This window comes from Bacillus sp. cl96 (assembly GCF_900100505.1).
Taxonomy (GTDB): Bacteria; Bacillota; Bacilli; order Bacillales; family Bacillaceae_G; genus Bacillus_A; species Bacillus_A cereus.
On the sequence record NZ_FNDM01000010.1, the window covers coordinates 122,682 to 136,888 of the forward strand.

The following is a 14,207-nucleotide window of genomic DNA, read 5'->3' on the forward strand; positions in this document are numbered from 1 at the left end:
CATTTGAAGAAACAGTTTATAATGAAAAGTGGAAGCGTGAGAAGGAGAGGGACAGAGGATGTCAATGCGTTTTACTTTTTGGATTATGGTTGGGATTGTAGCACTCTCGGGTTTGTCACAAGGAATGCTCTTACCGGCCATTGCAATGATTTTTGAACAAGAAGGGGTTAGTTCAAGTATTAATGGTATTCATGCGACGGCATTGTACATTGGGATATTAGTTATTTCGCCGTTTCTTGAAAAACCGATGCAAAGGTTTGGAATGAAGCCGATTATTGTTATAGGTGGGTTTCTCGTTATTATTTCATTATTCTTTTTTACACAAACATTTTCATTTTGGGTATGGTTTATCCTTAGATTTCTAGTTGGAGTTGGAGATCATATGCTTCATGTCGGAACACAAACATGGATCACGACAACATCAGACCCAAGTAAAATAGGGAGACAAGTATCGATATACGGTGTATTCTTCGGAATTGGTTTTGCCGTTGGTCCGTATTTAGCAAGCACTGTGCAGTACGGTCTTGCAACACCATTTATTATATCTACTATACTTTGTTTAATAGGTTGGCTTTTACTACTTCCAACAAAAAATGCATTCCCAGCGCAAGATGAAAGAGAAGTGAAGAGTGAATCATCATTTTCTCGTTATAAACAAGTTGTTGGATTAGGATGGATTGCACTGCTGGGTCCACTTGCATATGGCGTACTTGAAGCAATGCTAAACAGTAACTTACCAGTATACGCACTTCGTAAAGGGTGGTCTGTTTCAGATGTATCCTTCTTATTACCAGCATTTGCAGTTGGGGGTATTATTACACAAATTCCGCTCGGTATATTAAGTGACAAATACGGAAGGGACCGTATATTAACGTGGACGTTTAGCATAAGTACGGGCATTTTTCTACTTGCCGCCGTATTTGATCAATATTACTGGATCGTCTTTGCCTGCATGTTGTTAGCGGGTATGGTCATTGGATCGTGCTTCTCGTTAGGACTTGGATTTATGACAGATTTATTACCGAGACACTTATTGCCAGCAGGTAATATATTATCCGGAATCGCTTTTAGTTTAGGAAGTATTATGGGACCTGTATTAGGTGGCGTATTTATAGAAAAAATACAGTATACAAGCTTTTTTATTGCGGTTATGATTATAATGGGAATTCTCGCAATGTTATATATGGTCTACATGAAAAATCAATTCGCATCAAGAAAAATAGAAAGTAGGTTAGGGCATGACAAAACAACCTAATAAAAAGAAATTTGAAGTACTTGAAAATGAAACAATTACAGACTGCTTAGCACGTATGGAACAAGAAGGCTACGCTCCGTCTCGTCGTATGGAAGAGCCAATCTTTCATGAAGTAAAGAAAGACGGCAAAACAGTAGTTGAGCCGTGCGGTAGGAAGATTGTTTTTGAAGGGAAATTGAAGTAATCAAATAACAAATTCTCTTTATAGTATAGAGCCATCCAATAGTTGGGTGGCTTGTTTTTTTATTAATCAATGAAGGAATTGAATAGAATGAATCTCTCGTTCATTTCTCCTAATTGGCTTCTTTATATGGGGCAAAAGATTGCTACTTTTTTCGTATATTGGTAAAATAAGTTCTTGGGTCTTACTTATTGTTATCGGTATAATGTTTGTCGCTTGAATGAAAGAAATTAGTTGCAAAAATTTCGCACTATGTAAAGGGGTACAGCAACGATCCCCTTTTTGGGAGGCACCTTAAACATAAAGCGAGAGAAGAGGCTATATGAACGATTCTCCTATCTTGTTTAAATATTAAACGAGTTACTGCAATTGGAACAGGTATATCAAACTAGTCGACATCCTGATGGATCATCTTTTTCTAGTAATCTATCACTTCTGATGGAATCGATAGATTGCTAGAAAGCGGAAAATAATTATTAGTATATTCCGAAGCAGGTGTAACAGAGTGTCCTTCCATAATTAAGGGTAAAACCAAAATACGTTGTTGTAAAGAATGATTTGTTACAACTAGTTATAAGGAATAAAACAGAAAAGAGGATCACATGTTAGATACTTTACAGAGAAGTAAAAAGTTTTTTTTAGTATGTCTTATTTTTTTAGTGCTTTTAACCGCTTGTGGTAATACTGATGTTAAGACATCTAAAGCTTCATTACCACCGGCTGAATCCAATATAGATACATCATTAAAAGCACCAAATTGGGTAGATAAAAGTCCTATCCAACAGTCTCCTAATTTTACTGAAGATAAAAAAGTACAATCGGTTGTGAATTTAATAGCAACGGGTGATAATTTATATCATGACGCAGTAATTAAAGATGGCAAACAAAAAGACGGTTCATATGATTATAATTATATTTATGAAAATATCAAAAAAGCTGTTAAATCAAGTGATCTTGCTATCGTGAACCAGGAGACTCCGATTGCCGGAAATAATTTAAAAGTACAAGGATATCCGACTTTCAATACACCTGAAGAAGTAGGCCAATCTTTAGTGGACACTGGATTCAATATAGTGACGCAAGCGACAAATCACGCTATGGATATGGGTATTAAAGGTGTTGCGAATACAAGAGAATACTGGAAGAAATATCCGGATGTTATCCCGGTAGGTATTAATGAGAGTCAAAACGAGCGTAATGAAATAAAAACGATTACAAAAAATGGTATTCGTTTTGCGTTACTCAATTATACATATGGTACGAATGGAATTAAAATTCCAGCTGATAAGTCTTGGGCTTTAAATTTAATTGATAAAAAAGCGATACAAAATGATGTGGAAAAGGCGAAGAGTAGCTCTGATATGGTGATTGTTATGGTGCATTGGGGAGTAGAATATACCTCAACACCTTCAAAGCAACAAAAAGAAGTTGCTCAATATTTAACAGATTTAGGTGTAGATGTAGTAATTGGAAATCATCCACATGTAATTCAACCAATTGAGTGGAAACAAAATAAAGATGGACATGAAACGCTAATCTATTATTCTCTTGGAAATCTTATTTCTGCGCAAGAAAAACTAGAAACATTGGTTGGAGGATTATCTTATGTACAATTTGTTAAGTATGAAGATAAAACTTTTGGTATACGACAAGCGGCAATCGTACCGACAGTAACCGACTATGCTGATGGTAAGAAACAATTTAAAATTCAATTTTTAAAAGATTATTCGGATGAAAATTCTAAAAAACATGGAATTAAAAAATTTGTCGGCCCGGTTTCTTTGAAGGATTTCAAGGAGATTCCTAGAGACGTGTTGGGAAATTGGTATAAAGATTAATAAACAAAAAGGGAATGAGATACAATTAAAAAATTTATAATTTTAGCATTGGTATTAGCAATGGGATGGAGTCTGGCTGCTTGTAGTGGAAAGCAAACATCTCAGGCAACTACTAATAATAACGATAAAAATAAAAATGAAATACATGCGAAGAAAAAAGATGTTTTACCTATCTCTGATGTTAATGATTGGAGAATTATCCTTGTAAATAGAGAGCATATGTTATCAAAGGAACTAGGAATTGAATTAACAAGTATCACCCAAAATGCGAAGCCAAATATGAAAATAGATAGTAGAATTGCAACTTCCTATCAGGATATGGTAGCAGCTGCAAAAAAAGAGGGAATCAATCTTTATTTAAGATCAGGTTATCGAGCTATAAAATTACAACAAACTTATTATGATGCTTCAGTTAAAAGTTATAAATCTCAAGGCTTGTCGGATAAAGAGGCTAGTGCTAAGGCATTGGAATATCTTCAGTATCCTGGTGCAAGTGAACATCATACTGGATTAGCGTTAGACATTATTTCAGTTGAATGGCAGAATACTGTAGAAGATTTAAATGCAAAATTTGAAACTACCGATGCATTCAAATGGTTAGATAAGAATGCTGCAGAATATGGATTTACTCTCCGCTATCCAAAAGATAAAGAGAATATTACTGGCATTAAGTATGAGCCATGGCACTATCGTTATGTAGGAAAAGAAGTTGCTGTTTATCTAAAAGAAAAAGGGTTAACTTTAGAAGAATATAACGAAAAAATTAAGTCTGGTAAGTAAAAATATGCTTTAATTTTATTAAACATTATGCACTGCTACAGGAAAAGGTGAATCTGAGGATGTGTTAACCTTCCGCCTAGTATTGTAAAAACTGAGTATGATAATTTGAGCACGTACGAATCAGTTATCGTGTAAAAAGATGTATGTATTAAGAAATTAAAGTTAAGGATCTGATATTCATATCAGATCCTTTTTCTATCGTTCTTTTAAGCGCGACTGAGCCAAAATATTGGAATGAATATAGAAACAAAACAGCCCAAGGAATAGTAAAACGAGTCCGGGAGCCTACTCGTACGCTTCATTGGGATTATCCAGAAATAGTTGTTGATGAAATAAGAAAGAATGGGTCTTACTCTCAAGCAAGAATTTAATATGAATGAATTGGATAGAAGGTAGTAATAAAAAACACTGCGCCTGGCAGTGTTTTTTATTATTTCTGCACATAAATACATAGTCATATTGATTAAAGTTTCACTTTATTGAAGAAAAATGCGAAAGCCATTCATAAAATATGGAAATGTTAAAATCCCTTTGATAAAATAGCAATATGTAAAAATAATTATTTGTTAATTCTTAATGTAATGAATATTCATGTTTAAATATACGAATTTAACTACATAGTTATTGCGCTAAAGGGGGAGAAAGATGTTAGATGAATTATACAATGCTTTTTTAAATGCGTCTGGTTTTACAGAAAGTGCGAGGAAACGAGATCGGTATGATGATTTACATGATTATTTAAAAGATAAAGAAAGAGAGTTAAAGCAATTCATTCAAGAGGCTGAATCAGCGAAGAGAGAGTATGAGAGTAAAAGTAATGGCTTAGAAGCTAATAAAATTCCGGCAGTTGAATTTGAACAAAAACGTCATGAAAAGGATGAAGACTTAAATACAGTATTATCCTATTTTAAAAGTGCATTAAGCGATGTTGGATCTGCAAAAAGTACAGCTTATGCAAAGTATTTGGAATATAAAGCGAAAGCAGAATCAGAGAAAGCGTCAGCATACGCCGCAGCGACCAAGGCTTTTGAAGAAAAGAAAAAGGAATTTGAAAACTTTATCCATTAAGCATACAAAGAATGGAGGGAACCAACATGAGTGGTAAAGAGGTTGAAATTATAGGAAGTAACACTGCAAGTGCCATTTCTTACGCACAAAACATTGAAAATGGTATGAAGGATTCTTTAAACCAAGCGAAAGACTTAAAAGCATATGTCACAGGTGCGAAATGGAATGGAAAAACGCGAGATGCTTTTTTAAGTTATCTTGATTTGATCATTCAATATAATTCAGAAATGGTAGAGGCATTTGAAGGGCATACGAAAGCTTTGAAAGAGTTAGATAAAAGCATTCAAACGTACGGAGATAAATCGGAAGTAAGGGCGATAAAACAACTGTGATGGAGAAACGAGGGATAAAAGAATGGGGAAAGAAATGAGTTTTGCACCTGCTGAATTATATGTTCTCGCAGGTGCAGCTGGGGTTACCGATATATTTGGATTGCCAAACCGTGACGCAATTATTTTACTTGATGCAGAATGTGTCACGAAAGCAACTACGAGTTTAAAAGAAAAAGGCCTACTTACAAGTGAAAATGGAATTACCCCTGCAGCTTTTCAAATAATTGAACTATTAAAGGAATATGAAAATTGTCATGAATACACGAGAATGAATAATGTATTAATTGGCTTTTTGAAAGAGGATAAAGACCGAGTGGCTGTATTAACGGAAATAGAGCCAAATAAAAAATACGAGATCGACTACATACCAAAGCCAGACGTATATTTTTCCTTATTAACACGCATCCCTTTCTTATTGAGAGAACCGAGGGAAATAGAAGATACATTTTTCTCAAAGAGAATGACAGAGGCAGAACAACAAACATTTGAGGAAAAAGATTTATCAAATAAAGACGTTATAGCGATAGAAACGTATACGAGGCCTCGAAGTAATAGAGGAGGAAAATGGGAATGTTTCTTATATTTTACTGAAGGAGAAGATTTCGTTCAAATAGATGTAGATCGTAATCGATATGACTGGGTGAGCCTCTATGCGGTTAATAAGAAATTGTATGACGTGTTAAAAATGCCATATAAAAAGTTAATTGACCCGAGACAATTCTCGTTAGGAGGTATTCAATAATGCAAGTATCAATGGGAGATAGTGGTTCTGGTGGTGGAGAAGAAGTATTAGTTAATTTTCAAGAACTACTAGATATAGTAATGAAGTTAGAAAATATATATAAAATCCATGTAGACGTCATTGGAACGAATATTGAGAGTTTATTAAGCTGTGATTTTTATCAAAAAGGTGAAGCGATGAGAGTAATTGAAAAATATCCTGATATATTACACAAAACACTAGAATTGGCTGAACACTATTCTAGGTCAGCGACAGTTGTAGGGAATGTATGTGTAGAAATGCTTGAAAAGGACGAACAATTACGTGAAATATTAAGTAAGTTGTAGAAATCACCATACGGCTGGGGGGATGAAAACGAGATGGATGTGAAATATAGACCTGAACCATGGCAAAACATGGGGGATGGTATGAATCGAATTACAAAAGATGCACTCATGAAATTACGGGAAGCAAATGAATCATTAAAAAGAATTGATGGAAGAATACGAGATTTAGACTCGGATGGTAGTATACATTTTAATCCTAAAGATCAATCGCAAAAAATCGGGGAATTACTTGATAGTTATACGACATTACAAAAATATTGCGGAGAAGCAGGGCGATTGGTGTCTGAACATATAGATAAACCTTTTTTAGTAGAAATGGATAAATTCGCTCAAAAAATGAGAGATACATCTATTCTCAGTTTTGAAACAAATAACCGAATTGGCTCTACAACAACGACAGTATTACCAGGTGCGCATGCGGGCTACGGAAGTGTACCACAAACAATACAGAAGAAGAAAGATAAAATAACAGTAGAAGATATTTTTAAAGATTCACCTGCATTTGATAACGTACTGAGAGCGGAGTACGAAGAACTAAAAAAACAAAATCCAGATGCAAAATTAAATTATGAAGAATACAAGAAAGTGGTCCCATCCACACGAGGATTTGAATACAAATCGATAGAAGATGAAAAGAAAAAACTAGAAATGGTGCGAGACATAGGAATAGGCGTAGGAATCATCATCACAACAATCCTTTGTCCACCACTCGGGGCCGCTGCCGCAGTAGTATACGGCGCTGTACAAATAAAAAGTGGTATCGACGGAGAAGACTGGGGAACACACCGGAAATTGAGCCAAGAAGAGCGGGTAGGAAACATCATTTTTGGCGGATTAGATGCAATCCCAGTTGTTGGAGCGGTAGGAAAAGGAGTAAAAGCATTCAAAGGGACGAGTGAATTAGCTGATTTAGCCAAATTATTAAAATTCAAAGAAGGAATGCCTGGTTTTAATCCAAATTTGGGTAAAAATGTGGTACAATCGCTTAAGGAAAATAATCTATTAAAAAATTTAAAAATACAAGGCTGGAAAACCGTAGATAAGATTAATGATGCGGACTATTTCATTAAAGGTCTAGTAGCAAAAGGTGTGGACTCCGTAACCCCATTCGTTAAAGGGGTAGAAATACTGCCAGATGGAAGTGTCGCTAGATCTGGAACGAACTATAGCGGGAAATTCCAAGAAGCCCATGATGCCTCAAAGGCGAGTATTCAGAGTAGGATCTCGAATTTGGAGATTGGTGGGGTTAAGGGGACGGGTGAAGGTACTCAAACTAAAAAAATTAAACCGACTAATGAAAGAACTGCAGAATATGAAGAAGCTATGACAAAAGCAGCTAGAGATTTACCTCCTTATAGTAGAAAACCTAATAAACCAAGAGATTTTGAAGAAAAAGTAGTAGATGATTCTACAGGAATTACTACTTATACATTTACATCTAAGAAAAATGGGGAAACTTATAAAGTTAAATATGATAAAGATGGTTACCCAATTTTTAATTCAAAATATGAAACATCTTTATCAGAGTCATATCATTTAGAGCCTGACTCAGTGCAGTTTAAATATCTCTCACAAAAATTATATGACGATATAATGAAAGATCCAAACTTAGCAAAACAATTCAGCCAAACAGATATTGAGTTATTCAAATTAGGTAAGAAGCCAAAATCAGTCACATGGCATCATCATCAAGAGACTGGTAAAATGCAACTTGTTGATTACTATGAACATCAGGTTGCGGGTCATACAGGTGGTAGAGCAATTTGGGGTGGTGGAGATGACGGTAGAACAGGTAAATTGAAGAAAATTATTTTGGAGATGATAAAATGAGCCGAGTAACTTGGCTATTTACGGATGGAGCGATAGATGAGCAAGTAATTATTGCTGTGGAGAATTCATTTGGTGTCAGATTTCCAGATGACTACCGTGAATGCATAAAAAAAAATAACGGTGGTTATCCTGAGCCTAATATTTATGATATTAATGATGATGAGGGTGGAGCAGTCTTTGATTGTCTATTAAGTTTTACAAACAAAGATGCAAATATAGAAGTTGTTTATGAATTAACTTCACTTCCGGAAGGTATTATTCCATTTGCAAGAGACCCATTTGGGGGACTTATTTGTTTTAATTACTGTGATACTAAAGATTCTCCGTCAGTAGTTTTCTATGATCAGGAATCAGTGAATGAGGATAAAATTAAATTAATATGCGACTCTTTTTCTGAATTGATTGAGAGATTATACTCTGATTGAGAAAAAAATGAACAGGAAAGAAGGTTAATTGTATGAGGAATTTAGATTTTGAATATACTTTTACCCCTATTGGCATTGAAGATATCGAAGATTTCGAAAATAAGTATGGTATATTGTTACCTGATGATTATAAACAATTTTTGCTGTCTAAAAATGGAGGGAAAACTGAGCAACGAAGATTTAAAACTAATGATACAACTAAGAAAGGCGTAATAACATCGTCTGTTTCAATGTTTTTTCCTCTATCAATAGAAAATGAAATAAATCTAGAAGAGAAATTAAGAAGTTATAATTTGATGCAAGTGGTACCAAGTAATTTTCTTCCAATTGGAATTGACCCCGCGGGGAGTTTGATTTGTTTATCAATTGATGGGAAAGATAGAGGTAGTGTATATCATTGTGATATGGATTACTTTGAAGAAGATAACGAGTTAAGAGAGGAATACATCCGACTAATTTCTAAAAGTTTCTCTGGATTTGTGGATAATTTATATATTCCTGAAAACTAATGATAGGATTTTATTGATTGGAATTAGTTAATAGTTGGTTAATCTCTTTAATTTAAACGGGGCTTTCTTTATGGTCTAACGACCTAGAGAAAGCCTCTTCTTTTTCCCCGAATTATTTAAAAGTACAACATAGGGTACGGGTGAAGTTCCTAAAGTTAATCCGAAAATTAAAGTGAATTTTAAGACTGGTTATGATAAGCATTTAATTGAAGTAAAAGGTTTTAAAGCAAAACCGACTATAGGTATAAAAGGTGGACACAACCTTGAAAACTTTGAATAGTACATTTTAGACAACTTCGGTGATCCGATAAAGAATATTAATCAAGGTGTAACAAAAACGCCACATTCGGATATTCTAGGTATTTATGAAGTTAAATACAAGCTCCCTGTTTATGACGGAATGAGCACGGCTTAACGGTGGAAAAAGGAATATCAGAATGTTCCAATTCCTGTTAAGGTTAGGATTAGTCAAACGGTTGATTTATTCGGATTGAGGTCCCTCCAAGTTGATACGGAAAAGCTTGGAAATCTAATTAGCAAGTTCGAAAGGAAAGTCGATGAAGTTTCTAACGGTACGGGTAATACTGTAAAAAATGTAGATTCAAAAAAACTTTTACCAAATGAAGGGGACATAGGAACGTATAAAGATCTAATTAAAGCAGGATCACCTAGTGATGACATTATACCCCATCACGTGCTTTCAAAAGAATTCTTAGTAAGAAAACTGGAATGGGATTCTAAAAAAGCTAAAAATGACGGTATGGCAATGAATGTAGAACAACCGAAAACAGGTGGAAGACATAGAAGGACTGAGACATACGGTCGAAAGATGACTAATGACTCTAAAGCATACTACTATTCTTTAGAGTCGCGTGATGCTCTTGTTTTTGATTTGTTGAATTTGAGAAAAATACACATGGAAGATAATGTATATAAAGAGATGCTCCCAAATTTGAGAGAGTATGCTAGACAAGCAAGAGGAATTTGCCAGTACATATGAATCAAGATTCAAGCAAACACCCGCAGAAACGAATTCAAATGTCGTTTTTGAAGGGGTTAGAGGTGAGTCTTTATGTACCCTAAAACCACCACCAGATCCTACGTTACAGAAAATCTTAAATGAAGCTGGTATTAATGGAATTGAGTATAAAAATGGAGTTCCTGATTTTTCACCAGTAGCAAAGGCACAGTTGGAAATCGATTATATGCTGGGTGGAAAAGGGGCTAAAGGAAATACTGCTAGAGATTATAATTTTAAGCAAGCAAATGAAAGGTTAGCAGATCAGCTTAATAATTCACCAGAATTGGCAAACCAATTTGGAATGGAAGCTGGTGGAATTACGGCAAAAGATATAGAAAAATACCGAGTGAAAAATAAATTAACATGGCATGAGTTAAATGATGGAGTTACTATACAACTTGTGCCAACAGAAATAAACGCCAAATTTGGACACCTTGGTGGAGTTGGTGAAATAAACGCAGGAGCTTTTGAACCTGGAGGATTTGCAAATAAATAATAAGGAGATTATAAAATGACAATAAATGATAAAGTTTTTGGAGAACTTTATTATCAGTATACATGGGTAGGATACAGAACCATAAAGTTTTTAGGAAAGGACACGGAGATAGCATTATTAATTGGAGGAGAAGATGATGGTAAATTTGATGAAGGTCAATATGTGGCATACAATTCATTAATGGATAATTGGGAGAAAATCCAACATAACATATTACAACCACTTTTAAATTATTATAAACAAAAAAGGCATGAGCTTGGTTATGATGTTGCATTTAATGAAGATTATCCATTAATTGAAACAGTTGATCAATTAATAGAACATATAACATTAGTAGGTATTTCTGTTCCGTATGATTTCCTTCGTGATGGACGTGATGTAGGGATCTCGTTTGATTGTTCATGGGATGAGGAAAATGGTTTAGGAATTCGTCTTATAAATGAAAGGGTAGATGAAGTAGGTTATCAAGATGTCGCTATTTAAAATGGGCTGTTAAAAAGTACAGATTAATGATGGTTGTATCATCATGGAGTGCAATGAAAGAACAGAAAACAAAGTACGAGCTTAGGTGAGATGAGGTTTTATTTGGCTACGAATATATACCACTTAAAATGAACCTGAAACTAATGAACTCGTACAAGCTCGTAAGTTTTAATGTACTTGTCACGATGCATATAAGGTGTCATACTTTTACTAAAATACTTATAAATTTATGCTGCTTAAAAACAGATGAATTTAAAGCACTTGATTGTCTACGAAAGGCAATAAGTGCTTTTTTAATAGGTAGGCATGCTATAAATCTATAAAAATTATTTTTGTGAATTAAGGCTAACCCAAATTACTGGTATTATATAATTGAAAATACATTAGCGAAAGGTGCGGACTCCGTATCCCCATTCGTTAAAAGTGTAGAAATACTGCCAGATGGAAGTGTCGTTAGAACTGGAACGAACTATAGCGGAAAATTCCAAGAAGCCCATGATGCCTCAAAGGCGAGTATTCAGAGTAGGGTCTCGAATTTGGAGAGTGGTGGGGTTAAGGGTACGGGTGAAGGGCCTGTAAAAGTAAACTATGGAGAACAATATGCTAGGGAAAAACGTAAAAAGATATTAAAGCCAAATGTTGAACAAGTAAAGAAGGATATACATATACAACAGATAGTCAAGGGTGTGTTGCAAGTTGCGAGGGTAGCCTTCAATTAGGTGATGGTAAGCGGAATAACTACGCTCAGAGAGTGGTAGGTGGGAATGATCGTTTGGATGATGATGACGGCGGACATTTAATTGCAACTATATTTAAAGGCTCTGGTAATATGGATAATTTAGTTCCAATGAATAGTAACTTAAACAGAGGAGAATGGAAAAAACTAGAGAATGAATGGGCTAATGCTCTTAATGATGGTGATAAAGTTAGGGTGAAAATAACGCCGAATTATAGCGGGAATTCAAAACGTCCAGACAGTTTTGTTATTAGATATAAAATTGGTGATGAAGATAGATGGAGATTGAAGAATTTTGATAATGTACCAGGAGGAAAACTAGATGAATGATGAAAAATTAAGCAAGTTATACAATGAAATAGCAGAGGTTGTAATTAATACAATTCCAGAGAAGTGGTTTAAGGTTTACCTGTATGGTGAGGTTGGGGAAGGTGCTCAAGAGTCATATTTTTATTACTATCCTGAAGAGAATAGTACTCCTATTTACAGTCATAGTATTGTTGAACTCTTTAATGTCCCAGAAGAAGAATATTTTAAGAAGTGGCATCGTTTGTTAGATTGTATTAAGAGAATGAAGAAAGAGTTTATTGATAATGATCAAGAAGCTTGGACAAATTTCACTATGATTTTTGATAATACAGGAAAGTTTAATATTGACTTTAATTATGATGACCTTTCAGATGAAAATTCCCACGAGAGAATGATTATTTGGGAATATGAACATCTTGGTCTTATGCCTAAAAGTAATTCAGGGAAAAAATACTTAGAAAAGCATCTTAAAAATCTTGAAGATACAAAAAATTGAGTGCAATACCATATATGATAAAAGTTTATAGTGGTTTAACGTAAACATGCATAAGCATATATGAGAAGTGGGTAGAAAAAGAAATGGCTATTTTGAAGAATAAACTCCATGATGGTTGTACCATCATGGAGTACTATGTACAATGATAGAAAAGAAAAAGAAGTACGAGCTTTGGCGAGATGATATTTTACTGAGTGATGAATATAAACACACGGAATGTATACTAAACTAACGAACTTGTACAAACTCGTAAGTTTAACGTAGTAATTGTCGCGACATATAAAAGGTGTCATACCGTTACTACAAAACTTACAAATTTATGCTACTTAAAAACATATGAACTTAAAGCACTTGATTGTCGACTAAAGGCAACGAATGCTTTTTTAATGGATAGGCATGTTATGATTTTATTGAGTGATTTTTCAGGCTATATAAACAATTTGAATTCAATTAATAGAAACGATGGATAACATCGTAGAAGAATGGGCAGAGATTAAAATTAATAAACCCATAATGGAGTGTAAAATATGGACTTAATTGGTATATACAATTTAATTGAAACCGAATTTAAAATGATTAAAGGGGAAAAAGATATTATTTATGTTGCACCAGTAAGTGGAGATGATTATCCTGAAGCTATTGTTAAGTTAACTTTCAATGAAGTAAATAATCAGTATGAGCTTTTTGAAGTTGTTAGAGGAAAAGAATACAAAGTAGATGTATTTTCAGGTAAATATAAATCAGCAGTGGCTTTATATATTTTTTCGAAAAGTAAGTTAGAAGTAAGAAAATATGATGAAAATGTTCAAAATGAGATTGAAAATACAACACCATTAAGTAATATTCAAAACTTTTTTAGATGAACAGTATTATTCTTTTTATGCACTTAAGCCAGACAGAATAATTTTAGAAAAAAGCACAAATGATAGATATAATGTATTATTTTTAGGAAAAGGTGACTCTAAGATTTATATAAATAAATCTAGAAAGTTAAATAGAGCCGTAGTTGTTCTATATAATTTTTCTTTTAAACTAAGCCAACTTTATGATCTGATTAATATGATTGGAGTAAAGAAGGATTCTGATTTTATGGAAACTCTAAAAGAATTATATCTTTTGGGTTAAAAAATACAAATATATATTTTATGAATTGTTGAAAAAGCAGGTTGTTGCCTTTTCATAGAGAGAGAGCTAGTAATGGTAAAATATATTTTGTTGAAAATTCCTTAGATGAAATGAATGCTTTGGAAAGGTATTTTCGATGTTTTAGATATGAATAGGATAAACGTTGGTTTTTTAATAGAGTTGCAGAAACTATTTCATACAATAATATTACGTTGTACTGGTTTTTTAACAGATATACAAAACAGCTTAAGCGTG

At 34.0% G+C, this 14,207-nt stretch carries 17 protein-coding genes and 1 pseudogene; all 18 read left to right on the forward strand.

Annotation, left to right across the window (positions count from 1 at the left end; all coding sequences use genetic code 11):
- The first annotated feature begins 58 nt into the window (after positions 1 to 58).
- The 18 genes and pseudogenes from BLT20_RS20895 to BLT20_RS31120 all read left to right on the forward strand — a co-directional run bounded on the left by BLT20_RS20895 (position 59) and on the right by BLT20_RS31120 (position 13,690).
- Complete coding sequence (locus BLT20_RS20895; RefSeq protein ID WP_000062808.1) at positions 59 to 1,255, forward strand: MFS transporter; 1,197 nt, start codon at positions 59 to 61, stop codon at positions 1,253 to 1,255.
- Complete coding sequence (locus tag BLT20_RS20900) at positions 1,239 to 1,439, forward strand: NETI motif-containing protein (RefSeq protein WP_000166303.1); 201 nt, start codon at positions 1,239 to 1,241, stop codon at positions 1,437 to 1,439. Before BLT20_RS20895 ends, BLT20_RS20900 begins: the two co-directional genes overlap by 17 nt.
- Before the next feature lie 599 nt (positions 1,440 to 2,038).
- Positions 2,039 to 3,274: a CapA family protein gene (locus tag BLT20_RS20905; protein WP_000887602.1), complete on the forward strand. Its 1,236-nt coding sequence runs from the start codon at positions 2,039 to 2,041 to the stop codon at positions 3,272 to 3,274.
- A gap of 48 nt (positions 3,275 to 3,322) precedes the next feature.
- Positions 3,323 to 4,054 carry a M15 family metallopeptidase gene (locus BLT20_RS20910; RefSeq protein WP_000241986.1) on the forward strand — a complete coding sequence of 244 codons (732 nt, stop codon included), beginning with the start codon at positions 3,323 to 3,325 and terminating at the stop codon, positions 4,052 to 4,054.
- Between the two features lie 645 nt (positions 4,055 to 4,699).
- Positions 4,700 to 5,122: a hypothetical protein gene (locus BLT20_RS20915; RefSeq protein WP_000883466.1), complete on the forward strand. Its 423-nt coding sequence runs from the start codon at positions 4,700 to 4,702 to the stop codon at positions 5,120 to 5,122.
- A gap of 26 nt (positions 5,123 to 5,148) precedes the next feature.
- On the forward strand, positions 5,149 to 5,454 hold the full coding sequence (locus tag BLT20_RS20920) for a WXG100 family type VII secretion target (RefSeq protein ID WP_000014535.1): 306 nt from the start codon (positions 5,149 to 5,151) through the stop codon (positions 5,452 to 5,454).
- Between the two features lie 22 nt (positions 5,455 to 5,476).
- The gene (locus BLT20_RS20925) at positions 5,477 to 6,196 is read left to right on the forward strand and encodes a DUF5081 family protein (protein ID WP_000514121.1); all 720 of its coding nucleotides are present in this window, start codon (positions 5,477 to 5,479) and stop codon (positions 6,194 to 6,196) included.
- The gene (locus BLT20_RS20930) at positions 6,196 to 6,522 is read left to right on the forward strand and encodes a hypothetical protein (RefSeq protein ID WP_001198201.1); all 327 of its coding nucleotides are present in this window, start codon (positions 6,196 to 6,198) and stop codon (positions 6,520 to 6,522) included. Before BLT20_RS20925 ends, BLT20_RS20930 begins: the two co-directional genes overlap by 1 nt.
- A 33-nt stretch (positions 6,523 to 6,555) precedes the next feature.
- Positions 6,556 to 8,352, forward strand: coding sequence for an HNH endonuclease (locus BLT20_RS20935; RefSeq protein WP_000382744.1), 1,797 nt, complete (start codon positions 6,556 to 6,558; stop codon positions 8,350 to 8,352).
- The gene (locus tag BLT20_RS20940; RefSeq protein ID WP_000092332.1) at positions 8,349 to 8,777 is read left to right on the forward strand and encodes an SMI1/KNR4 family protein; all 429 of its coding nucleotides are present in this window, start codon (positions 8,349 to 8,351) and stop codon (positions 8,775 to 8,777) included. Before BLT20_RS20935 ends, BLT20_RS20940 begins: the two co-directional genes overlap by 4 nt.
- Before the next feature lie 32 nt (positions 8,778 to 8,809).
- Complete coding sequence (locus BLT20_RS20945) at positions 8,810 to 9,286, forward strand: SMI1/KNR4 family protein (RefSeq protein WP_001245028.1); 477 nt, start codon at positions 8,810 to 8,812, stop codon at positions 9,284 to 9,286.
- A gap of 490 nt (positions 9,287 to 9,776) precedes the next feature.
- Positions 9,777 to 10,286 (forward strand): hypothetical protein, encoded by a 510-nt coding sequence (locus BLT20_RS20950; RefSeq protein ID WP_001257233.1) that lies wholly within the window; start codon positions 9,777 to 9,779, stop codon positions 10,284 to 10,286.
- On the forward strand, positions 10,249 to 10,803 hold the full coding sequence (locus tag BLT20_RS20955) for an HNH endonuclease (protein WP_013142052.1): 555 nt from the start codon (positions 10,249 to 10,251) through the stop codon (positions 10,801 to 10,803). Before BLT20_RS20950 ends, BLT20_RS20955 begins: the two co-directional genes overlap by 38 nt.
- 15 nt (positions 10,804 to 10,818) lie before the next feature.
- A complete protein-coding gene (locus BLT20_RS20960; RefSeq protein WP_000154328.1) occupies positions 10,819 to 11,286 on the forward strand; it encodes a DUF6985 domain-containing protein in 468 nt (155 codons plus the stop codon).
- Positions 11,287 to 11,420: 134 nt separating this feature from the next.
- Complete coding sequence (locus tag BLT20_RS31115) at positions 11,421 to 11,609, forward strand: hypothetical protein (protein ID WP_229175213.1); 189 nt, start codon at positions 11,421 to 11,423, stop codon at positions 11,607 to 11,609.
- A gap of 45 nt (positions 11,610 to 11,654) precedes the next feature.
- A pseudogene (locus BLT20_RS20970) lies at positions 11,655 to 12,352 on the forward strand (DNA/RNA non-specific endonuclease).
- Positions 12,345 to 12,827 (forward strand): antitoxin YezG family protein, encoded by a 483-nt coding sequence (locus BLT20_RS20975; RefSeq protein WP_000997353.1) that lies wholly within the window; start codon positions 12,345 to 12,347, stop codon positions 12,825 to 12,827. The pseudogene BLT20_RS20970 and the gene BLT20_RS20975 overlap by 8 nt, the downstream one beginning before the upstream one ends.
- Positions 12,828 to 13,354: 527 nt before the next feature.
- Complete coding sequence (locus BLT20_RS31120) at positions 13,355 to 13,690, forward strand: hypothetical protein (RefSeq protein WP_002026137.1); 336 nt, start codon at positions 13,355 to 13,357, stop codon at positions 13,688 to 13,690.
- The last annotated feature ends 517 nt before the right edge of the window (positions 13,691 to 14,207 follow it).